The organism is Kribbella swartbergensis, assembly GCF_054784135.1.
In genome coordinates this window covers 158,633-178,559 of record NZ_BAAGPM010000018.1, presented here as the reverse complement: position 1 = coordinate 178,559, position 19,927 = coordinate 158,633, and the positions used below count along the sequence as shown (strand labels likewise).

The 19,927-nt window shown below is 69.7% G+C and carries 20 protein-coding genes; 7 read left to right on the top strand and 13 right to left on the bottom strand.

The window, feature by feature from the left end; genetic code table 11:
• Window position 1: 1 nt before the first annotated feature.
• On the bottom strand, window positions 2–655 hold the full coding sequence (locus ACYVOK_RS16195) for a ComEA family DNA-binding protein (protein ID WP_460663244.1): 654 nt from the start codon (window positions 653–655) through the stop codon (window positions 2–4).
• Between the two features lie 135 nt (window positions 656–790).
• On the opposite strand from ACYVOK_RS16195, the gene ACYVOK_RS16190 reads away from it, so the two are divergent.
• Window positions 791–1,606: a S1 family peptidase gene (locus ACYVOK_RS16190; RefSeq protein ID WP_460663243.1), complete on the top strand. Its 816-nt coding sequence runs from the start codon at window positions 791–793 to the stop codon at window positions 1,604–1,606.
• A gap of 114 nt (window positions 1,607–1,720) precedes the next feature.
• Here ACYVOK_RS16190 and hpf read toward each other — a convergent pair whose 3' ends face one another.
• The 5 genes from hpf to mtrA all read right to left on the bottom strand — a co-directional run bounded on the left by hpf (window position 1,721) and on the right by mtrA (window position 7,720).
• Window positions 1,721–2,347, bottom strand: a complete 627-nt coding sequence (hpf, locus tag ACYVOK_RS16185) for a ribosome hibernation-promoting factor, HPF/YfiA family (protein ID WP_460663242.1) — start codon at window positions 2,345–2,347, stop codon at window positions 1,721–1,723.
• A gap of 241 nt (window positions 2,348–2,588) precedes the next feature.
• Entirely contained in the window at window positions 2,589–3,320 is a 732-nt protein-coding gene (locus ACYVOK_RS16180) for a ComF family protein (protein ID WP_460663241.1), read from the bottom strand.
• A gap of 157 nt (window positions 3,321–3,477) precedes the next feature.
• The gene (locus ACYVOK_RS16175; protein ID WP_460663240.1) at window positions 3,478–5,244 is read right to left on the bottom strand and encodes an LpqB family beta-propeller domain-containing protein; all 1,767 of its coding nucleotides are present in this window, start codon (window positions 5,242–5,244) and stop codon (window positions 3,478–3,480) included.
• Complete coding sequence (gene mtrB / locus ACYVOK_RS16170) at window positions 5,241–6,884, bottom strand: MtrAB system histidine kinase MtrB (RefSeq protein ID WP_460663239.1); 1,644 nt, start codon at window positions 6,882–6,884, stop codon at window positions 5,241–5,243. Before mtrB ends, ACYVOK_RS16175 begins: the two co-directional genes overlap by 4 nt.
• Window positions 6,885–7,021: 137 nt before the next feature.
• A complete protein-coding gene (gene mtrA / locus ACYVOK_RS16165; protein WP_460663238.1) occupies window positions 7,022–7,720 on the bottom strand; it encodes an MtrAB system response regulator MtrA in 699 nt (232 codons plus the stop codon).
• A 213-nt stretch (window positions 7,721–7,933) separates the two neighbouring features.
• Between mtrA and ACYVOK_RS16160 the strand changes: the two genes are divergently transcribed.
• The 5 genes from ACYVOK_RS16160 (at window position 7,934) to ACYVOK_RS16140 (ending at window position 13,160) form a co-directional block, all read left to right on the top strand.
• Window positions 7,934–8,965 carry a hypothetical protein gene (locus ACYVOK_RS16160; RefSeq protein WP_460663237.1) on the top strand — a complete coding sequence of 344 codons (1,032 nt, stop codon included), beginning with the start codon at window positions 7,934–7,936 and terminating at the stop codon, window positions 8,963–8,965.
• Window positions 8,962–9,585 (top strand): DUF4129 domain-containing protein, encoded by a 624-nt coding sequence (locus tag ACYVOK_RS16155; protein ID WP_460663236.1) that lies wholly within the window; start codon window positions 8,962–8,964, stop codon window positions 9,583–9,585. The genes ACYVOK_RS16160 and ACYVOK_RS16155 overlap by 4 nt, the downstream gene beginning before the upstream one ends.
• Window positions 9,582–10,727: a DUF4350 domain-containing protein gene (locus ACYVOK_RS16150; protein WP_460663235.1), complete on the top strand. Its 1,146-nt coding sequence runs from the start codon at window positions 9,582–9,584 to the stop codon at window positions 10,725–10,727. The genes ACYVOK_RS16155 and ACYVOK_RS16150 overlap by 4 nt, the downstream gene beginning before the upstream one ends.
• Before the next feature lie 169 nt (window positions 10,728–10,896).
• Window positions 10,897–11,868, top strand: a complete 972-nt coding sequence (locus ACYVOK_RS16145; protein WP_460663234.1) for an AAA family ATPase — start codon at window positions 10,897–10,899, stop codon at window positions 11,866–11,868.
• On the top strand, window positions 11,868–13,160 hold the full coding sequence (locus ACYVOK_RS16140) for a DUF58 domain-containing protein (RefSeq protein WP_460663233.1): 1,293 nt from the start codon (window positions 11,868–11,870) through the stop codon (window positions 13,158–13,160). Before ACYVOK_RS16145 ends, ACYVOK_RS16140 begins: the two co-directional genes overlap by 1 nt.
• 57 nt (window positions 13,161–13,217) lie before the next feature.
• Here the strand turns inward: ACYVOK_RS16140 and ACYVOK_RS16135 are convergent, their stop codons facing one another.
• The 3 genes from ACYVOK_RS16135 to ACYVOK_RS16125 are packed head-to-tail and all read right to left on the bottom strand — an operon-like array spanning window position 13,218 to window position 15,051.
• The gene (locus ACYVOK_RS16135) at window positions 13,218–13,922 is read right to left on the bottom strand and encodes a phosphotransferase (protein WP_460663232.1); all 705 of its coding nucleotides are present in this window, start codon (window positions 13,920–13,922) and stop codon (window positions 13,218–13,220) included.
• Window positions 13,919–14,719 carry a VOC family protein gene (locus ACYVOK_RS16130; RefSeq protein ID WP_460663231.1) on the bottom strand — a complete coding sequence of 267 codons (801 nt, stop codon included), beginning with the start codon at window positions 14,717–14,719 and terminating at the stop codon, window positions 13,919–13,921. Before ACYVOK_RS16130 ends, ACYVOK_RS16135 begins: the two co-directional genes overlap by 4 nt.
• Window positions 14,716–15,051: an ArsR/SmtB family transcription factor gene (locus tag ACYVOK_RS16125; protein WP_460663230.1), complete on the bottom strand. Its 336-nt coding sequence runs from the start codon at window positions 15,049–15,051 to the stop codon at window positions 14,716–14,718. The genes ACYVOK_RS16130 and ACYVOK_RS16125 overlap by 4 nt, the downstream gene beginning before the upstream one ends.
• A 73-nt stretch (window positions 15,052–15,124) precedes the next feature.
• On the opposite strand from ACYVOK_RS16125, the gene ACYVOK_RS16120 reads away from it, so the two are divergent.
• Window positions 15,125–15,379, top strand: a complete 255-nt coding sequence (locus ACYVOK_RS16120) for an amphi-Trp domain-containing protein (protein WP_460663229.1) — start codon at window positions 15,125–15,127, stop codon at window positions 15,377–15,379.
• Between the two features lie 649 nt (window positions 15,380–16,028).
• On the opposite strand, the gene ACYVOK_RS16115 is transcribed toward ACYVOK_RS16120, so the two are convergent.
• From ACYVOK_RS16115 to ACYVOK_RS16100, 4 genes are read right to left on the bottom strand one after another with little or no spacing between them, the layout of a single operon-like run.
• The gene (locus ACYVOK_RS16115) at window positions 16,029–16,970 is read right to left on the bottom strand and encodes an ABC transporter ATP-binding protein (protein ID WP_460663228.1); all 942 of its coding nucleotides are present in this window, start codon (window positions 16,968–16,970) and stop codon (window positions 16,029–16,031) included.
• Entirely contained in the window at window positions 16,964–17,923 is a 960-nt protein-coding gene (locus ACYVOK_RS16110; RefSeq protein WP_460663227.1) for an ABC transporter ATP-binding protein, read from the bottom strand. The genes ACYVOK_RS16115 and ACYVOK_RS16110 overlap by 7 nt, the downstream gene beginning before the upstream one ends.
• Window positions 17,923–18,807, bottom strand: coding sequence for an ABC transporter permease (locus ACYVOK_RS16105; RefSeq protein ID WP_460663226.1), 885 nt, complete (start codon window positions 18,805–18,807; stop codon window positions 17,923–17,925). The genes ACYVOK_RS16110 and ACYVOK_RS16105 overlap by 1 nt, the downstream gene beginning before the upstream one ends.
• Complete coding sequence (locus ACYVOK_RS16100) at window positions 18,804–19,826, bottom strand: ABC transporter permease (protein ID WP_460663225.1); 1,023 nt, start codon at window positions 19,824–19,826, stop codon at window positions 18,804–18,806. The genes ACYVOK_RS16105 and ACYVOK_RS16100 overlap by 4 nt, the downstream gene beginning before the upstream one ends.
• Window positions 19,827–19,927: the final 101 nt, after the last annotated feature.

The window sequence follows — 19,927 nt, the reverse complement described above, 5'->3', positions numbered from 1 at the left end:
TTCATCGCCGGTCCTGGACGTCGATGACGATCAGCCGGTCGAACAGGTCCGGGCCGGGTGGAGCGGTCAGCAGGCCGCGGGTCCACAACTCGTCGACCCGGCGGAAGCGGCCGGACAGGGTCCGGCTGGACACGATGGCGGCCGCGAGCTGCGGATTCAGCCCCGGCACACCGCAGAGAACTTCGACCGGGGCGTCGTTGAGGTCGACCAGGCCGCCGTCGTCGTACGTCCGCGGCAGATCCGGCCGGCCGATGCCGAGGATGCGCGCGGTGTCAGGTCGCTCGGCCGCCAGTCGCCGCGCTTCGAGCCGGCGCCCGGCCGCGCGGCGGTCCACCCGCGGGGCGCCGATCACCACGGCCGCCTGAACGCTGGCCGCCACCACGCTGAGCACGAGGCACGTCATGACGACGTCGGCTTTCGTCGAGTCGACGTCGTCGTTCCAGTCGGTCCCCCAGAAGCCGACCGCCGTGGCCAGGTAGACGCCGGCGGACGCCGCCAGCCGGAAGCTGCGGCGTCGTACGGCGAGGATGCCGAACATCACCGGACTGCCCGCCCCGAGTGTCACCACCGGCACCGCCGCGCCACCCAGCTTCTGGAACACCGTCTTCCAGTCCGTGCGGGCCCGTGGCTGAGGAACCGGGAAAGGTGGCTGCACGACCGCACTGTAGTGGGCGCCGAGGCCATAACTCGTGAGTTACCGCAAGTGGGAGGTGCGCTACAGACGGTATTCAGGAGACGCTCCGACGGAGGCCGCCCCGCCCGGGCGGCCCCTATCAACCTGGAGTGAGGCATGAGAGGAAGAGTGCAGATGGTCCGTGCCGCTCTGGCGGCCGGCATCCTGACCGTGGCGTCCCTGGGTGCGGTGGCCGTGGCCGGCTCCGCGTCCGCCGCGCAGGCACCCGACGCACCGAAGACCCGCATCGTCGGCGGCACCGTCGCCCACACCGCGGACACCCCCTGGGCCATCCAGCTGTCGAACACCGGCTCCCCGGACCCGACCGGAGAATGGTGCGGCGCGACGCTGGTCGCGCCGAACAAGATCGTCACCGCGGCGCACTGCTCGCAGGAGGCGATCTCGACCTACACCGCGATCCAGGGCCGGGACGTGCTGAGCAACACCTCGACCGGCAAGGAGTCGAAGATCAGCAGCATCTGGGTCGATCCCGCCTACGGCAAGGAACCCGGCCACGACGTCGCGGTGATGACGCTGACGACGCCGTTCGACGGCGTACCGACACTGGCGCTGGAGACGGACAAGGCCGCGGACGCGGCCGGGGCGGCGTCGGTGGTCTACGGCTGGGGCGAGACCGAGGGCACGGGTCCGGCGAACACCTTCCAGAAGGTCGGCGTACCGGTGCTGGGTGACGCGTACTGCGAGAAGGCGTACGCGAGCGAGGGCTACACCGCGGACGGCGAGATCTGCGCCGGGTACGAGGAGGGCGGCAAGGACTCCTGCCAGGGCGACTCCGGTGGGCCGCTCGTCCTGAACGGCCGCCTGTTCGGCGTCGTCTCCTGGGGCGTCGGCTGCGCCGACCCCGGCAACCCGGGCGTCTACGCCGAGGTCGCCACCTACGCCTCAGCTCTACAGGCGCAGATCAACAGTTAGCCGGAACCTTCACAGGGGGAAGGAGGAGGGGCCGGGCTGATGCCCGGCCCCTCGTGGGTGCTCCTCCCCGGCTTCGCGATCGGCCTCACGCTGTTCGATCGTCCGGAGCGGGTGTCAGACGGCCAGACGGATCACACCGTAGTCGTACCCGCGACGGCGGTAGACGACACTCGGCTGGTTCTCGTCGGCGTCGACGAACAGGTAGAAGTCGTGCCCGACCAGTTCGAGCTCGTAGAGCGCCTGGTCCAGGGTCATCGGCTTGGCGGTGTGGGTCTTCTCCCGCATCACCAGCGGTCCGTCACCGGTGACCACGAGAGATCCGTACCTATGCGTCGCCACCTCGTCCTCGGCGGCTGTCTCCTCCACTGCTGGTGTGGTGCCGTTGAGCGGCTGTTTCGCGTTCACGTGCCGCAGGCCTTCCGGCGTACGCTCACCACGGTGCACCCGGCGACGGTCGGCCGCCTTGCGGACCTGCGCCCGCAGCCGGTCAAGGCAGACGTCGAACGCCGCCTGCTTGGTCTCGCCGGAGGCCTCGGCGCGAACCACCGGCCCCTTGGTGTACATGGTGAGCTCGACACGCATCGCCCGATCGTGCTGTCGCGGGTTCTTCTCCTGGCTGACTTCTACCTCGCACCGCAGTACCCGGTGATCGACCTTCTCGATCCGCTCGAGTTTTTCCTCGACGTACTGCCGGAAGCGGTCACTGACCTCGCAGTGATGACCCTTGACAACGACGTCCACGGAAACCTCCATCGATCGGCGACTTCTTGTTACGTCTCCGGACCCCCGTCTTTCCTGTCTGCCGCGTGGTGTCGATTGCGGTTGGGGCGCCCGAAACGACAACACCCGCCATCGGACCGGTCGGACTCCGTGGTGAGGATTCCGGCTGATCCGGCCCTGCACCACATCCCTGCCCGACAAGCCCTAGCGGGTGTCATAGGCCAACGCTAGTCGGCTTCGGCGAAAACCGGTAGGGAAGTTCTCATGAACCAGACGGCCGGTGCCGCCGGGTCGCGGCGATCACCGCGCAGCCGAGCACCGGAATTCCCCGGGATTCCAAGGCCCGGCACGCCTCGGCCAGCGTGGAACCGGTGGTGATCACGTCGTCGACCAGCAGGACCGGCTGATCCGTCAGTCTTTCAGCCCAGCGCGAACGAGCCGCGAAAGCGCCTGCCAGGTTGGCGGTTCGGCGCTCCGCGGACAACCCGGCCTGGTCGTCGGGACGCCGTACGACGGTCAGCGCACGGGCCGGGCGGGCGTCGATTCCCTGCCGCCGCAGGACACGGACGGCGGCGCGCGTGATGCGGCGCAGTGGGTCGTGCCCGCGCTGCCGGACAGTGGACGGGGCCGACGGGACCGGGCACAACCAGACGGCGCGGCGGCCGTCGAGGGCGGTGCGTACGGCGGCGGCCAGGACGGCGCCGAGTGGACGCGCCAGTGCGTACCGGGCGTCCTCCTTGTGCGCGACGATCAGCTTCCGGAATTCGTCGGCGTACGGCGCACTCGCGGTGGGCGGGGGGAGTCCGGCCGGCCGCGGGTCCGGCCAGGCACGGAACGGAGTCACCGAGGTCAGTAGTTCCCGGCAGCCGGCACAGAGAGTGATGCCGGGCCGGTCGCATCCGGCACACCGCCCACCCAGCACGAGGTCCACGAACGCGTCCCGCACCGGCACCGCTCCACCCTCCGCGACATCCCCACCCCCCGCAACCGCCACTCCCCCCACCTGTGGACAACTCGCCCCCACGCCTCGCTCCGCTCGGCGGAAGTAGAAGCGCGCCGCAACCGTCCCGTCGACAACCCAGCCCCGCCACACCTCGCTCCGCTCGGCGGGAGTGGGATGGTGCTGCGGGCGCCCAGCCGTGGTGTGGGGGTCAGCCTGGGTAGGTGGGCTTGATGGGTGGGGCGCTGTCGTCCATGGTGAGCCAGGTGAGGTCGCGGGTCTGCCAGTGGAGGCCGCCCTTGACGTCCGTGATCACCGGAAGCGTGTCCAGGTTCACGTTCGACGCCAGGCGGTCGGTTTCGATCCGGTCCGGGGCGCCGGGAAGGAGCTGCAGCCGGGAGCCGTCGGTGTTGACCAGCCAGGGTGCCTTCTTGACCGCCGTCGTCGTCGAGGTGCCGGCGACCAGGATGCCCTGCTTGTTCCACGCCGCGTCGGTGATGTCCTCCAACGGCAACTGAAGCTGCCGAAGCTGCCCGAGGATCAGATTGCCGCCGGTGGCGGTCTGGATGGTCCCGGTCTGGACGTAGTTCTCGCCGGTGGTCTTGGACCGCATCACCAGCAGGGCGCGAACGCCGTCGGGTGCCATCCGCAGCACCACCGGGGTGTCGCCGTGGAAGCTGGTCGCCACCGCCGTGACGTTGCCGTCGCGGTCGCGGACCCGCAGCCGCGGCGTGGCGCTGTCGGCCCGGTCGAGGATCCAGAGGTTGTCCTGGTTGTCGTAGCTCGGCTGCAGCACTGTGCCCTGTGCCGGGATCTTGCGGACCTGGTCGGACTTGTCGGTGGAGTCCAGCCAGGAGTACGCCACCACCTTGTCGCCTTCGTCGGTGGTGACGATCGCACCGGCGTCGCCGCGCAGGTTCATCGCGAACGAATCCGCGTTGTACTCGTACAGCATGCTGTTCTTCAGCGGCCGCGCCGCGATGTCGGAGGCCCCGTCCAGCCCCTCGATCCGCTGGACCTTGCCCAGCCGTACGCCGTACAGCTCGTTCATCGCCCCATTGGGGACGGACGGGTCGTACTGGGCGAAGTTGGTCAACGGCAGCACGTCGGGATCGTCGGGTAGCAGCGGCGCGCCGCTGACGGTGATCTTGACCCGCAGGTTGAGCTGGTTCAGGGTCCAGACGATCTGGGCCGCGAGCAGCCGGCGTTCGGTGTCCCGCAGCGGGGCGGCGGCGTCGTTCAGGGCCACCGTGGCCACGCCCAGCTCGACCGGCACCGACACCTGGACCTCGGTGCCGGGCGGCGCCAGGGAGACCACTCCGTTGCCGAGCCGGCGGGTCGGGCCTCTGAGCAACTCCTGGACCAGTTGCGTGGCCGCCTGTCCGGCCGAGAGGTTCACCGGCAGGTAGACCGGGTCGGGCACGAGCATGTCCCGGTCGGGGGTGAAGAAGTAGAGGTTGCGCGGGGCAAGCTTCGGGTCCAGCTGGTTGCTGCCCAGGTACACCCCTTGCGGCGCCGTCGCGATCCGCCACTGCCCTTCCAGCTTGACCAGCCGGAAGACGAAGTCGGCCGGCTCGTCGACCCTCGCCGGGATCCACGACCCGCGGTCGTCGATGGTCGCGATCTTGCGGGCCTTCAGCTGGACCCGGTCGGCGCCGAGCCTGGTGACGGCGCCGCTCTCCTGCTCGTACACCACCGTCCGCGACTCCGGCTTCCACGCGGCCGAGGCTTCCGGCGTCATGTACTGCCGTGCCACGTCGAAGGCCCGCGAGTCCGACATCGCCTCCAGGAACCCGTTGACCAGCTGCAGCGGCTCGGCGTCGTCCCGCGGCGGTTTCGCCTCCACGCCGACGCCGCCGAAGTTGGGCGCCAGGCCCTCCCGGCTGCCGTTGCGGATCGTGCCCTTGGTCGGCACGGTCGCACACCCGGTGGCCAGCAGCAGGACCGCCAGCACGACCGCGAACAGCCTGCGCCTCACCGCTCCTCACCACCGGTCAGTTTCTGGTACGGCGCTCCGACGTCGACCAGGGACTTCTCCGCCACCACCCGGCTGGCGTCCGGCGGGCGGGCCGGCAACGGCGAGCCGGACAACGTGACGTCCGGCCGCCGCGGCAGCGTGAGCCGGAAGTAGGCGCCCTCACCCGGCGAGCCCCAGGCGTCCAGCCGGCCGCCGTGCAGCCGCGCGTCCTCGAGGGCGATGGACAGGCCGAGCCCGGTGCCGCCGGTGGTTCTGGCCCGGGCCGGGTCGGCCCGCCAGAACCGGCTGAACACCATCTCGGCCTCCTCCGGCCGGAAGCCGACACCGCGGTCGCGGACGGCCACGGCCGCCGCGTCGTCGTCGAACGCCGTACTGATCCGGATCGGCAGGCCCTCGCTGTGCTCGATCGCGTTGCCGATCAGGTTGCGCAGGATGCGCTCGATCCGGCGCGAGTCAACCTTCGCCCGGCAGGGCTCGGGCATGTCGAGCTGGACCTCGCAGCCCTTGCGCTGCAGCAAGGTCTCGTGGTTCTCCAGCACCCGGTTGACGATGTCGCGCAGGTCCACGTCCTCCAGGTCGAGGGCGGCCGCACCCGCGTCGAACCTGCTGATCTCGAGCAGGTCGGCGAGCAGCTCCTCGAACCGGTTGAGCTCGTTCTGCAGCAGCTCGACCGAGCGCCGGCTGATCGGGTCGAACTGGTCGCGGCTCTCGTGCAGCAGGTCGGCCGCCATCCGCACGGTGGTCAGCGGCGTCCGCAGTTCGTGCGAGACGTCGGAGACGAACCGGCGCTGCAGCCGGGACAGCTCCTCCAGCCGGCGGATCTGCCGTTGCAGGTTTCCGGCCATCTTGTTGAAGGAGACCGCCAGCCGGGCCAGGTCGTCGGTACCACGGACCTGCATCCGCTCCTCGAGCTTGCCGGCCGCCAGCCGTTCCGCGATCCGCCGCGCCATCCGGACCGGGGTGACCACCTGACGGGTGACCAGCCAGGCCACCGCACCGAGCAGGACGACCAGCAACAGACCGGCGGTGACCAGTGCCCGCTGGACGACGTCCAGCGTCTCCTGCTGCGGGGTGAGCGGGAAGAGGAAGTAGACGGCGTAGCGCTCGGTGGGAGCTGTCGGGACCCGGAGCTGGGACCCGATCACCAGGCCGGGGACGCTGGGCCCGTCGCGGTAGTGGATGACCGTGTAGGTGTCCCACAGCTTGGTGTCGTCGCTCATCACCGACGACGCCAGCTCGGTCGGGATCGAGTCGCTGTCGACGAGCCCGGTGTAGCGGATCGCGTTGGTCGTGGACGAGTCCGCCGGCACCAGCAGGACGTCGTACAGGCCTGGACGGTTGGAGCCCAGGACCAGCTCGGATAGCCGCTGGTTGATCGTGTTCGGGTCGGCGGCGTTGATGGTGTTGGACAGCGAGGCCAGCTGGGCGAGCGCCTCCGCCTGGGCGCTGGTACGGCGGGACTCCAGCACGCCGTCGGTGACCTGGCTCATCATCACCCAGCCGACCAGGATCAGGACGACGGTCGACATCAGCAGGGTGCCGGTGACGATCCGGGCCTGGATGGACCGGCGCCAGATGTCCGGCCAGTGTTTCGGGTGCGTACGCCACAGCGGCTGCGGGTACGCAGGCCAGTCCGCCACGGCGGCGGTGAGCTCCAGCTCCGTCCCGCGGCTCTCGGCCGTCTCCTGCTCGGCCGGGGCCGGCTGCTGCTCGGTCCCTGCCGTGGCGGCCGGGGCGTCGGCGGCCGCCTGCGACTCTTGGTCGCGTCCGTACTCGATCAGTCCGCACCCGCCTTGTAGCCGACACCTCGGACCGTGACGACGATCTCGGGGTGTTCGGGGTCTTTCTCGATCTTGGAGCGCAGCCTCTGGACGTGCACGTTGACCAGCCGGGTGTCGGCCGCGTGCCGGTAGCCCCAGACCTGCTCCAGCAGCACCTCGCGGGTGAACACCTGCCAGGGCTTGGAGGCCAGGCAGACCAGCAGGTCGAACTCCAGCGGGGTCAGCTGGATCGTCTCACCGGCCCGCTTCACGGAGTGCCCGGCCACGTCGATGGTGAGGTCGCCGATGGTCAGCGACTCCGGCCCGGGCTCGTCCATCCGGCGCAGCCGGGCCCGGATCCGGGCCACCAGTTCCTTCGGCTTGAACGGCTTCACCACGTAGTCGTCGGCGCCGGACTCCAGGCCCAGCACCACGTCCACGGTGTCGCTCTTGGCCGTCAGCATCACGATCGGCACACCGGACTCGGCCCGGATCGCCCGGCAGACGTCGATCCCGTCCATCCCGGGCAGCATCAGGTCGAGCAGCAGCAGGTCCGGCTTGAACTCGCGGAAAGCCGCTACCGCTTTGTCACCGGTCGCGCACAGATAGGTGTCGTAGCCCTCGTTGCGCAGCACGATGCTGAGCATTTCCGACAACGCCGTGTCGTCGTCGACGATGAGGATGCGGCCCCTCGTCGTCCGGTTACCATCTGCCACGCCCTGCTCCTTGCCGTCCGATCGTTGTGCGCCCAGCGGATGCTGACCGTACGCACTACGGATAGTGTCCCATTCCCCGGGTAGTGCACACGCCGGATCGCCGGGTGACCCCGAGTTGGGCTGTGATCATGGTGCACAGCCCGTGCCCGGGACAACTTACGCACTACACGGCCCGGGCCGGTCAGCAGTTCACCAGGGCTTCGAGGAGGGGAGGTGGCAGTGGACGACCTCGGTCTGCACGAGGACCCGGCGGGAGAGCCGCTGCGGCCGTGGCTGCCCGCGGACCTGCTCGACAACGCGGCCCGGACCATCTCCGAGAACAAGACGATCATGCTGGGCCTCCCGGTGCTGGCCGCCGTCGCCCTGCTCGCGGTCCAGGCCGTGCTGACGGAAATCGCCGTACCGGGTGGGATCAGCGGGTTCTTCGGGGCGGATGACCCGTTCCAGCAGGCCGGCGCGGCGTTGCTGCTGACGTACGGCGTCCAGCTCGTGCTGTTCACCGTGGTGTCGAGCATGCTGGCCGGAATCATCGCGCTGGCCGCCGTACGCAGTCAGCTGGCGCACGGGGTCGGCCCACGGGAGCTGCTGCGCCTGGTCCGGCCCGCACTGCCCGCACTGGCCGCGGTCGGGCTGGTGCAGTCGCTGTCATTCGTCATCCTGATCGGCGGCTGGGGCCTGGCCGTGTTCGGCATCGGGTCCGGGGCCGAGTCGGCCGTCTCGTCCGACGTGGCCGGTGCGGTGGCGATCGTGATGATGCTGGTCGGTGCGGTGCTGGTGCTGATCTTCGGTATCCGGCTGGTGCTGGCCGGGACCGTTGTGCTGATGGAAGGCCGGCACTCACCGGACATCGGCCTGTACATCCCCGCCAGGGTGGGCATCTGGGGTGCGCTGAAGCGGTCCTGGCAGCTGGTGAAGGGCAAGTTCTGGCGGGTGTTCGGCATCCTGCTGTTCGCGGGGCTGGTGGTGAACATCGTCAGCTACGCCCTGCAGTTCGGCGTCACCACGCTGGTGATGACGGTCGGCTCGTGGGCCGACGGCAGCGACAGCAGCAGCGCGACGGTGGCCGCGATCGTGCTCGGTGTGGCCGCGGGACTGGCGACCGCCATGACGCTGATCGCCAGCCTGGCCTTCATGTCCGCCGTCCAGGCCCTGATCTACCTCGATCTCCGGGTACGGCGAGAAGGCCTCGACCTGTGGATGCGGCCGGCCCTGCGTGCGCTGCCGGGCCCGGGAGGGATGCGGTGATCATCCTCGAGCCACCGGTCGACATCGGCCGGGACCAAGCGGCTGCCGAGGCGGCCGAGGAGTTGTCGAAGCCGGCGTACCGCCAGTCCGGCAACTCGCTCATCGAGCGGGCGCTCGGCAAGGTGATGGAGTGGATCGGCGATCTGCTGGACAGCCTGTCCGGGTCCTCACCGAACGGCCGCGCCGGCCTGGCCATGCTGATCGGGCTGATCGTGCTCATCGCCGTCGTGGTGCTGTGGCGGGCCGGTGTACTGCGCACCAGCCACCGGGAGAAGCAGGTGGTCTTCGACACCGCCAAACCGCGTCGTGCGGCCGAGTACCGGGCCCAGGCCGAGCAGGAGGCCGCAGCCGGCGACTACGCGCTTGCCATCCGCAGTCGCTTCCGTGCCTGTGTCGCCGAGCTGACCGAGCGGACCATCCTGGACGAGCGGGCGGGCCGGACGGCGTACGAAGTGGTGGCCGACGCCGCGCGTGCGGTGCCGTCGTTGCGGGACCCGCTGCAACCTGCCGCGCTGGCCTTCACCGAGGTTGTCTACGGCAACCGTCCTGGGACGCCGGAGCGGTACGCCGTCGTGGTCAGGGCTGACGAGGCCGCGCGATCCGCCCGGGTGTTCGTGTGAGCACCACCGCGGTAGGCCGCAGCGCGGGCGAGAGCTGGCGAGCGCTGAGGACACCGATGCTCGTCACCGGTGTCATCGTGCTGGCCGCGATCGTCATCATGATCGCCACGACGGCTCGGACCTCGGGACCGTTCAGCCCCGACTCGACCGAGCCCAGCGGAGCACGTGCTCTGGCGGCACTGCTGGAGAAGCACGGCGTCACCGTGCGGGGCACCGAGGTGCTGGACGACGCCGTGAAGCCAGGAGAAGGCAAGGCCTTGCTGATCGGTCCGATGGGCCAACTGGACCGCTCCGACTGGCAGCGCATCGCCAACGCGGGTTGGAGCCACGTCATCCTCATCCGCCCCGGCTCGCGGGCGCTGGAGGTGCTCGCGCCCGGAGTGGAGGACACCGGGCAGATCTTGTCCACCGGCAGTCGTCAGCCGGGTTGCGACCTGCCCGCCGCGGTCAAGGCCGGTACGGTGACGGTCGGCGGGTCGACGTACTCGGCGCCCTCCACAGCTCAGGCCTGCTACGGGGACGGCATCACGAACACGGTGATCCGGTTGGAGACCGACGGCCGCATCGTCGACGTCGTGGGCTCGCAACGCTCGTTCACCAACGACCTCCTCGCCGACGACGGCAACGCCGCTCTCGCCCTCAACCTGATCGGCACACACCAGGAGCTGACCTGGTACCTGCCGCAGTGGGAGTCCAGCGGGTACGACGACCGCGACGAGGACGCTCCGCCGCTGATCCCGCCGGAGGTCCGCTACATCGCTTGGGCCGCGGCGTTCGCTGTACTCGTCGTAGCACTCTGGAGAGGTCGCCGCCTCGGCCCTGTGGTGGCCGAACGGCTGCCGGTCATCGTGCACGCTGCGGAGACCACAGAGGGCCGGGCACGGCTCTACCGCCGCTCACGCGCGCGGGACCGGGCTGCGGCCGCTCTGCGCGAGTCTGCTCTCGGCAAGCTCCACAAGGCCCACGGGATCCCGCGACGTGCCGAGCCGTCCGCGGTGGTGGCGACTGTTGCCGCGCGCACCGGACGCGACCCGGCCATGCTCTACGAGCTCTTGTACGGTCTTCCACCACTCAGCGACGCAGCGCTGATGTCCTTGTCTCATGAACTCGACGTACTGACGCAGGAGGTACGACACCCGTGACCGTGCTTCTGGCCGGGCCTTCGGCGCCGGCGGGTCATGGGGCCCTTGGCTCCCGCCCTTCCCTCGTCACTCCGGTCGCTTCGCTCCCTCCGCTCCTCAGTCCAGGGCGGGAGGGCCCCATGACCGTCGCTTCGCTCCTCAAGCTCCTCAGTCCACGCCGGGAGGCCCCGTGACTACTACCGAGATCAGTGCTGACCAGGCGAGGCAGGCGTTGGTTGCGCTGCGGACCGAGATCGGCAAGGCGGTGGTCGGCCAGGACACCGCGGTGACGGCGCTGGTGCTCGCCCTGCTCTGCCGCGGTCACGTCCTGCTCGAAGGCGTGCCCGGTACGGCGAAGACGCTGATGGTGCGGGCGCTGTCGACGGCCATGCGGCTGGACACCAAGCGGGTGCAGTTCACGCCGGACCTGATGCCCGGTGACGTGACCGGGTCGCTGGTGTACGACTCCAAGACCAGCGAGTTCGAGTTCCGGCCGGGACCGGTGTTCACCAACATCCTGCTGGCCGACGAGATCAACCGGACACCGCCGAAGACCCAGGCCGCGCTGCTGGAGGCGATGGAGGAACGCCAGGTCACCGTGGACGGAGTGCCGCGCAAGCTGCCGGCGCCGTTCGTGGTCGCGGCGACGCAGAACCCGATCGAGTACGAGGGCACCTATCCGTTGCCGGAGGCCCAACTCGACCGGTTCCTGCTGAAGGTCACCCTCGACATCCCGCCGCGCGACGCGGAGATCGCCGTACTGGCTCGGCATGCGCAGGGCTTCGACCCGCGTGACCTCGCCGCGGCAGGTCTGCGGCCGGTGGCCGGGCCGGAAGACCTGCTTGCGGGGCAGGCCGCCGTTCGGCGGGTCGCGGTGCGGGAGGACGTGTTGGCCTACGTGGTCGACCTGTGCCGGGCGACGCGGCAGTCTCCGTCGCTGCAGCTCGGTGTGTCGCCGCGAGGGGCGACGGCGCTGCTGGCCGTGTCGAGGGCGTGGGCGTGGCTGTCCGGGCGTGACTACGTCATTCCCGACGACGTGAAGGCGATGGCGCGTCCTTGCCTTCGGCACCGGGTTCAGGTTCGTCCGGAGGCCGAGCTCGAGGGTGTGAGTGCGGACGCCGTACTGGAAAGTGTGCTCGCCACGGTGCCGGTGCCCCGCTGATGGTGCTGACTGGCCGGGCCGGCCTGCTGGCAGCCGCCGGAGTCGTCTTCGTGGCTCTGGCGATGCCTAGCTGGGCCGGAGTCGGTGTGGTGGTCGCGGTCGTGCTGGTGGTGTGCCTGGTCGACATACTGCTGGCCGGGTCGCCTCGGCGGCTCCAGCTCAGTCGCGAGGGTGACAACGCCGTACGGCTGGGTGAACCGGCTGTGGTGCACCTCCTGGTTGCCAACCCGGGTCGCCGGGTCAAGGGGTTGTTGCGTGACGCCTGGCCGCCGTCGGCCGGCGTACAGGACCCTCCGCACAAGCTGGACCTGCCGCGTGGTGAGCGGCGAAGGCTGACGACGAACCTCCTGCCTACGCGTCGAGGTGACCGGCAGGCGGACCGGGTGACGATCAGGTCGATCGGTCCGCTCGGCTTCGCCGGTCGGCAGGGGTCACACAAGGTGCCGTGGACTGTGCGGGCTTTGCCGCCGTTCACGAGCCGCAAGCACCTGCCGTCACGGCTGGCGCGATTGCGGGAGCTCGACGGGCGGACCGCCTTGCTGGTCAGAGGTCAAGGCACCGAGTTCGACTCGCTGCGCGATTACGTGCCGGGTGACGACGTACGGAGTATCGACTGGCGGGCGACGGCCCGGCGCGGCAACGTCGTACTGCGGACCTGGCGGCCCGAGCGCGATCACCAGGTCGCCATCGTGATCGACTCCGGCCGGATGTCCGCCGGCCGGGTCGGCGACGCGCCGCGACTCGACCACGCGATGGACGCGGCGCTGCTGCTGGCGGCGCTGGCGACCCGCGCGGGTGACCGGGTTTCCTTGCTGGCGTGCGATTCCGCAGTCCGGGCCGACGTACGGCGTCCTGCTCCGGAGGACGTGCTGCCGTCGTTCGTGAACGCGCTGGCGAACGTCGAGGCCGAACTGGTGCAGACCGACTTCCGCGTGGTCGTGTCCCAGGTGCTCGAACGCCTCGGTCAGCGCTCCCTCGTCGTACTCCTGACCGGCCTCGACCCGGCCGTGATCGAGGAGTCCCTGCTACCCGTGATCGGCCCGCTGCTGCGCCGGCACGTCATCGTCCTCGCCTCGGTCGCCGACCCACGGCTCACCGAACTCGAGTCCGCCCGCTCCGACCTGATCGAGGTGTACGGCGCCGCATCCGCCGCCCGCACCCGCCTCGACCGCGAACGCGTCACCGCCATCCTCACCCGAGCCGGCGTCACCGTAGTCGATGAAAACCCAGACGAGATAGCCCCCGCCCTGGCCGACACCTACCTAGCCCTCAAGAAAGCCGGCCGCCTGTAACCGCACAAGGGCTTGCGTGCGGCCCACCACCACAGACGCTTCCAGAATCCCTCGGGTCTACGTCAGCGCTCGTTCGAAGGTGTTCCGGTGGGTCATGGTGAAGTGGTGCTCGCGGCGGGACCAGGCGATGCGGTCGGCGCGCTGCTGGGCGGTCGCGCTGACAGGCGCCTCGGTCCAGAAGCGGGCGTTGCGGAGTTGGCGTTCCAGTGTGACGTCGACGACTGCGTCTCGTTGCGGTCCGGGGAGGTCGTAGGCGTCGACCAAGACCCTGACCTGCCCCGCCTGTCGCTCGACGTCGCCGTACTTCGAGGCGATGCACCAGGTCCAGGCGGCGTACCCGATGTCCTCAAGGACGCTGCCCGGCTCGGCGGTGTCGAAGTCGATGAGGGCCGCCGGGACGCCGTCGCGGAAGACGAAGTTGGTCGGTCCGGGATCGTGGTGGCAGACCACGTCGTGGTGGCCGGCAAGTCGGCTGCCGCGGGTTGCGTCGTGGAAGCCGCGCAGCAACCGGCCAACGGCCGCGACCTGCGCATCCGCCCAGCGCTGGAACCTCGTGGGGACCCAGCCGTCCAGGTATGTGAGGACGTCGCGACCCTCGTCGTCCTGGCCGAGGTAACGCGGGGTGGTGTCGACCCCGCGCTCTTCGAGCAGGCGTAGAAGGCCTGCGGTGAAAGGCGATTTCGGCGAGACGGGGCGGCGGACGGTCTCGCCGATCCGGACGACGCCCTTCGTGGTCCGTCCGCCGGTCAGTGGTGTCGTCACGCCATCGATGGGCGGGCCTGGGCGAAGGTCCAGCGGTGGGATTCGAGGTCTTCGGCTTCGTAGCGGCGGTAGCCGTGTTGGTGGATCTCGGAGATGATTTTGGCGCCGTTCGCCGTACTGCGGGCGAAGTGGGCGTCGAGGTCGTCGACGTAGACCCAGACCTCGTGGTCCAGGGCGGTGGCGCGGTCGTCGGTGCGCTTGAACAGCAGGATCGCGGACGAGCCGACGTGCAGCTCGAGCCACGACGGCTGCTCGCCCTCGGCCGGGATCTTGTCCCACGACTCCAGGCCGAACACCGAGTGCAGCCACCGCGCCGCGGCGGCCGGATCGTCGTAGTACAAGCCGATCGAGAGCCGGTCGAGTTCGCGCGGGGCCTGGGGCACGTTGCGCCGGTCGAACCACTGCGGCACCCAGTGCAGGATGTTCGGCCAGAAGTAGAACGCCTTCGTCCCACCTGGCACCAGGGTCTGTACGACGGTGACGCGAGTCCCTCCGTCGAGCGCGTCGAAGCTGATCCGCGTCTCGGTGTCGTCGACCGAACTGCGATACGCGAGCAGCTCACCCGGTTCCCACTCGGTGATCGTCCCCAGTTCGAGTACGTCGCCCGGCAGTGAGTACACCTCGAGGATGCGGCCGCCGACTCCCGGTTCGATCCGCATCGCGGTCGCCCGCGCCGAGTCGAAGAAGTTGATCGGGCCGCGCACCCACCACAGGTCGATCTCCTCGGTGAAGATGCGGAACGCGCTCTGCGGATCGGTGGCGACCTCGACGGACGCCGATGCGGACTGCTGCGTCATGACGACTCCTTCTGCTCGACGTGTCGTTTGAACGAGCCCAACTGGTCTCGCCAGTGCGCCTGCACCTGATCCAGCCAGGCCTGCACTGCGACCACGGGCTCGGGGTTCAGCCGGAAGATCCGCACCCGCGCGTCGTCGGGTCCGCGTTCGTCGGCGACCAGGCCGGCCGCCAGCAGGATGCGCAGGTGGCGGCTCATCGCCGGTGAGGACGAACCGGTCGCGGCCGCCAGTTGCCCGGCCCGCCGCGGACCTTCGCCGAGCAGCCGCACCACCTGTCGCCGGGTCGGATCGGCCAGCACCTCGAAGAATCGGTCGACCTGATCTTCCACCATGGCGCAATAGTTCTATCTCTTCTTAACTATTGTCAATGGGTCGAAGAACCTTCCGCCTGGTTGGATGGGTCGCATGAGTGAGAGAGATGTCGAGAAGGACTACTCGGTTGCCGACTTCGCGGCCAAGCTGCGGCGGCTCGCGGACGCGCTGGAGACGGGCAAGCCGTTCCGGATCCAGATCGCCGGTGAGCGGTTCACCGTACCGAAGAACGCCCGGATCAGCGTCGAGCACGAGCGCGGCGACAGCGAGGAAGAGGTCGAGTTCCAGCTGAAGTGGTCCATCGCCGAAGCCGACGAAGAACCCCCGGCCGACAACCCCGAGGTCTGACCCCCACCCCGCAATCCCAGGGGTTACCCGCCCGACTTGCCGGTTCTGCCCTCGTGTCACGGGGGAACAACCGGCAAGTCCGCGGGTTATCCGCTCTCGTGTTTCGGTGGGCACCCTTGGAGGCGGGGTACGGCGACCACCGGGGGTCCTCCCGACCCGGGGGTCGGGTGTCGTATGTAGGGACCGGGTGATCGGCTCGACCCAGGTCAGCCGACGTACGTCGGGACACCGGGGAGTCCGTTCGATTGGGTTCCCCGTCGTACGGCGTAAGCCTGGGAATCCGCTCCACCGGGGCTGGCCGCCGTACAGCGGGACCCAGGGCATCTGCTCGGCCAGGGCCGGGCGGTCGTACGTCGGGACCCGCTTTGTCGTACCTACGTCGCCGCCGTGACCTACGTCCAGTACCCCGGGAATCCGCTCGACCGGGGCCAACCCGTCGTAAGGCGGGACCCCGAGGAATCCACTTCACCCGAGTCAGACCGCCGTACGCCACAACCCCCAGGAATCCACTCCACCCGAGTCAGACCGCCGTACGCCACAACCCCCAGGAATCCACTCCACCCGAGTCAGACCGCCGTACGCCACAACCCCCAGGAATCGACTCCATCGGAGTCGGCCGCCGTGCGCCGGAACCCCCAGGGGCGGCGGGTTAGGTGGGGGTGGGGATTGGGGTCAGGTGGCAGGCGGCTGTGGAGTTGGTGGCGGGGAGGATGGGGAGGGGGGTGGAGTGGCAGGCGGGGGTGCCTTGGCCGGCTGCGACTACCTGGCAGCGGGGGTGGAAGCGGCAGCCGGTGGGGATGCGGGTGGGGTCGGGTGGTTCGCCGGTGAGGACGATCCGCTGCGGGGACTCGGGGAGGACCGACAGCAACGCCTGCGTGTAGGGGTGCTGGGGGTTCGTCAGCACCTCCTCGGCCGGGCCGGACTCGACGATCCGGCCGAGGTACATGACCGCGACCCGGTCCGCGATGTTCCAGGCCAGCCCGAGGTCGTGTGTCACGACCAGCGCGGCCAGCCCGAGTTCGTCGCGCAGCTTCAGCAGCAACGCGAGGATCTCGCCGCGCACCGACGCGTCCAGGGACGCGACCGGTTCGTCGGCGATCAGCACCTTCGGGCTCAACGCCAGTGCGCCGGCGATCACGACCCTCTGACGCTGACCACCCGACAGCTCGTGCGGATAGCGCAGGAAGAACCGTTCCGGCGGTCGCAGCCCCGCACGCGACAGGGCATCGGCGACAACCGCCTCCTCGTCCGGCAGTCCGTGGATGCGCGGCCCCTCGGCCACCGCCTCGTAGACCGTCTGCCGCGGGTTCAGCGACCCCATCGGGTCCTGCAGCACCAGCTGCACCTGCCGGCGGAACGCCCGCAGGTGCCGCCCGGTGTACTTCAGCGGCGTCCCGTCGTACGTGACCTGACCTGAGGTCGGGCGTTCGAGGCCGAGCAGGGTCCGGGCGAGCGTGGTCTTGCCGCAGCCGGATTCGCCGACGAGGGCGACGATCTCGCCGGGGCCGACGGCCAGGTTGACGCCGTCGACCGCCCGCGCCCGCCGGCCGCGTGACGCGAACTCGACCGCAACACCAGTTGCCTCTAGCAAGTTTCCTCCCCCACCAGGACACAGGCCGCGGTACGGCGCTCGCCCGCCGGCCGAAGGTCGACAGAAACCGTCGAACAGGACTCCAGCGCCACCGGACACCGCGGATGGAACGCGCACCCGCCGGGCAACTGCTGCGGATCCGGCGGATCGCCCGCCAGCCCGCGCGGCGCCAGCCGGGACGCCGGATCGCCGACCGTCGGGAACGCGGCCGCGAGCGCCTTGCTGTACGGATGCCGGAAGTCCCCGGACGACGGGCCGGCCTCGACCAGCCGGCCGGCGTACATCACGGCCAGCCGGTCGCAGACGTCGGCGAGCACCGAGAGGTCGTGCGAGATCATCAGCAGCGAGATGTCGTGATCCGCGATCAGTTGCCGGATCAGCGTGAGGACCTGGGCCTGCACCATCAGGTCCAGCGCCGTCGTCGGCTCGTCCGCGATGATCAGCCGCGGCGAACAGGCCAGCGCCATCGCGATCATGACTCGTTGCCGCTGGCCACCACTGAGTTCGTGCGGGTAACTGCGCGCCCGCCAGGCCGGCAACCCGACCTGCTCCAGCAGTTCCCGGACCCGCGCCGAAGCCTCGGAGGGAGTTGCCAGCCGATGTACCAGCAAGGGCTCCGCGATCTGGTCGCCGATCCGCTGCACCGGGTTCAGCCCGTGCTGTGCACCCTGGAACACGATCGACGCCGCCGACCAGCGGACGGCCCGCAGCCGTCCCCAGTTCATGGTCAGGACGTCCTCGCCGTCCAGCAACGCCCGTCCCTCGAGGCGTGCCGACCGTGGCAGCAACCGCAGCAACGCCATCGCGACCGAGGACTTCCCCGACCCCGACTCCCCTGCCAGCCCGACGGCCTCACCGGCGTCCAGTGAGAGCGACACACCCCGTACGGCGGGAACCTCACCGGCCGCGATCCGGTAGGTGACCGACAGATCGTCCAACTCGAGCAGACTCATCACGCCGTCCTCGTCCGCAGCCGGGGGTTCAGCACACTCTCCAACGCCCGTCCGCACAGCGTGAACGCCATCACCACGGTGACGATGCACAGACCCGGGACGAGGATGTACCACCACGCGCCCGCGGTCGCCGCACCCCAGTCGTACGACCCGCGCAGCATCGTCCCCCACGACGTCTTGTTCGCGCTCACGCCGAGGAACGCCAGCGTCGACTCGGTGACGATCGCGCTCGCCACCTCGAGCGTCGTACTTGCCAACAGCAACGGTGCGACGTTCGGCAGCACGTGCCGGGTGGTGATGTGCCAGTGCCCGGCGCCGAGGGCGAGCGATCTTTCGATGTACGGGCGTGCTTCCACAGCCAGCGTCTGGGCACGGATCAGCCGGGCCGTCGACGGCCAGGACGTCACGCCGATCGCGACGATGATGGTCGCCGTACTCCCGCCGAGAATCGCGGCCAGCACCAGCGCCGTGACCAGCGACGGCAGCACCAGGAACCAGTCGGTGATCCGCAGGATGATCGCGCCGAGCCAGCCGCGGAAGTGCCCGGCCGCGATCCCGAGGACGGTGCCGATCACCATGCTCAGCAGGGCGGCGAGGAAGCCGATCAGCAGCGAGGTCCGCGACCCCCACCAGATCATCAGCAGCACCGAGCGCCCGGACTCGTCGGTGCCGAGCGGGTCCTCGAGACTCGGCGGCGCCATCTTCTCGCCGGTCCCGCTGACGACGTTCGTCACGCCGGAGTCGATGAACAGCGGCGCGATCAAGGCCAGGACCACCGCCAGCACGAGGATCGCGAGCCCTGCGACTCCGGCCCGGTGGGTCCGGAAATCACCCCAGAACCGTCGCAACGCGCGCTGCCGTCGTACCCAGGTCACACTGCTCATGCCGACCTCACCCGCGGATCCAGGACGTGGTACACCACGTCGGCCAGCGTGTTCATCACGATCACCGACACCGTGATCAGCAGGAACGTGCCCTGCATCAAGGTGAAGTCCGGCACCCGGATCGCCTCGTAGAACAACTGCCCGAGCCCCGGCCAGCTGAAGATCGCCTCGACCGTGACGGCGCCGCCGACCACGAACCCGATCCGCATGAACACCAGCGTCACCGTCGGCAGCAGCGCGTTCGGTACGGCGTGCCGGCGCCGGATGTCGTCGTCACGCAACCCCTTGGCCCGGGCGGTGGTGATGTAGTCCTGCCCGACCTCGTCCAGCACGGACGACCGCATCACCAGCAGGTACTGCGCGTAGACGACGGCGACCATGGTCAGGCACGGCAAGACCATGTGCTGCGCAACGTCCAGCACATACCCGAACCCTTCCGGCGCGTCGACACTCGAGATCCCGCGCGTCGGGAAGATCCCCGGGATCGGCCCGACGCCGGCCGCGAACACCATCAGCAGGAGCAGCCCGAGCCAGAACGTCGGCACCGACCACAGCACCAGCGAGATCGCGGTGGAGAACCGGTCGAACCGGCTGCCCGGCTTCCAGCCCGCCCGCGCGCCCTGCCAGATCCCGAGGCTGACCGCCATCACCAGCGCGGTCCCGGTGAGCAGCAGCGTCGATCCGATCCGCTCGCCGATCAGGTCCAGCACCGGACGCTTGTACTCGTAGGAGATCCCGAGGTCGAACCGGAGCGTCTGCTGGACGAACTGCAGGAACTGCTCCGGCAGCGACTTGTCCAGGCCGAGCCGGGCCCGTTCGAGATCGAGTTGCTCCGGCGTCATGTTCCGGCCCTGCGCGAGCGCCCGGACCGGGTCACCCGGCAGCAGCCGGAACAGGAAGAACGTCGCGACGATCACCATCGCGATGCTGACCAGGGCCCCGCCCGCCTTGGTCGCCGCGTAGCGCAGCAAACCGTGGCGGGCCGGGGTCTGCTCCGGCGCCTCGATCGTGACAGTCATGCGGCCCTCCCGTCCTGGACCGAGGAGTGCAGGGAGCCCGGTCGTGGGGCCTCCCGTCCTGGACTGAGGACCGGAGGGACGAGGGAAGGACGGGAGCCGAA

Excerpts from the sequence above, each read along its gene's own strand:
- ACYVOK_RS16190 (WP_460663243.1), top strand. The coding sequence starts at position 791 with ATGAGAGGAAGAGTGCAGATGGTCCGTGCCGCTCTGGCGGCCGGCATC.
- ACYVOK_RS16120 (WP_460663229.1), top strand. The coding sequence starts at position 15,125 with ATGAGTGAGAGAGATGTCGAGAAGGACTACTCGGTTGCCGACTTCGCG.
- ACYVOK_RS16140 (WP_460663233.1), top strand. The coding sequence starts at position 11,868 with ATGGTGCTGACTGGCCGGGCCGGCCTGCTGGCAGCCGCCGGAGTCGTC.
- ACYVOK_RS16130 (WP_460663231.1), bottom strand. The coding sequence starts at position 14,719 with ATGACGCAGCAGTCCGCATCGGCGTCCGTCGAGGTCGCCACCGATCCG.
- ACYVOK_RS16125 (WP_460663230.1), bottom strand. The coding sequence starts at position 15,051 with ATGGTGGAAGATCAGGTCGACCGATTCTTCGAGGTGCTGGCCGATCCG.
- ACYVOK_RS16110 (WP_460663227.1), bottom strand. The coding sequence starts at position 17,923 with ATGAGTCTGCTCGAGTTGGACGATCTGTCGGTCACCTACCGGATCGCG.
- ACYVOK_RS16100 (WP_460663225.1), bottom strand. The coding sequence starts at position 19,826 with ATGACTGTCACGATCGAGGCGCCGGAGCAGACCCCGGCCCGCCACGGT.
- ACYVOK_RS16105 (WP_460663226.1), bottom strand. The coding sequence starts at position 18,807 with ATGAGCAGTGTGACCTGGGTACGACGGCAGCGCGCGTTGCGACGGTTC.